This window comes from Kurthia sp. Dielmo (assembly GCF_000307285.2).
Classification (GTDB): Bacteria; Bacillota; Bacilli; order Bacillales_A; family Planococcaceae; genus Kurthia; species Kurthia populi.
In genome coordinates, this window is record NZ_CAEP01000193.1 from 1 (window position 1) to 569 (window position 569).

Sequence of the window (569 nt, forward strand, 5' to 3'; positions counted from 1 at the left end):
ACGCGTTGAAGATGGATTTGCTAATCACAAGTTTATTTTTGGAGATAATCCTTTAATGCGTTGGTATACCAACAACGTATATGTAAAAGATACGGCTAATGGAAAACAATTTCTAAAAAAAGAAGAAACAAAACGGAAAACAGATGGGTTCCAGGCGTTTGTTTATGCGCTTTATCGTGCAAATGAATTAGATGAAATTAACATCGATTCAACGTTTGATGCATATAGCGAATTTTACGCATAGGAGGGAGGTGGAAAATATCGGAGTCCTTGATTTTTTATTTAATCGACACAAGGAATTAGGAGAAATGCTGGACTTAGAGTATGTTGTAGAAATTGAACAACGAACCTACTTAAAGGAATTAGCTATTGAAACGTGCTCTAACTTTATTGCGCGATCTGTATCTCAAACGGAATTTAAACATATGCAGGGAAAGAAACGATTGCTAGATAGCGAATTGGATAGGATTTTTAATATACGTCCAAATACAGATGAAAGTGCATCTGATTTTTGGCAGACAGTTATCAATAAATTAATTCGAGAAAATGAAGTGCTCATTATTCCATAC

The 569-nt window shown here is 34.4% G+C and carries 2 pseudogenes; both read left to right on the forward strand.

From position 1 onward, the window contains the following. Positions 1-244 (forward strand): annotated as a pseudogene (locus KTHG_RS00115) (terminase large subunit); the annotation flags it as partial. Positions 245-251: 7 nt separating this feature from the next. Continuing rightward, positions 252-569: pseudogene (locus tag KTHG_RS00120) on the forward strand (phage portal protein); the annotation flags it as partial.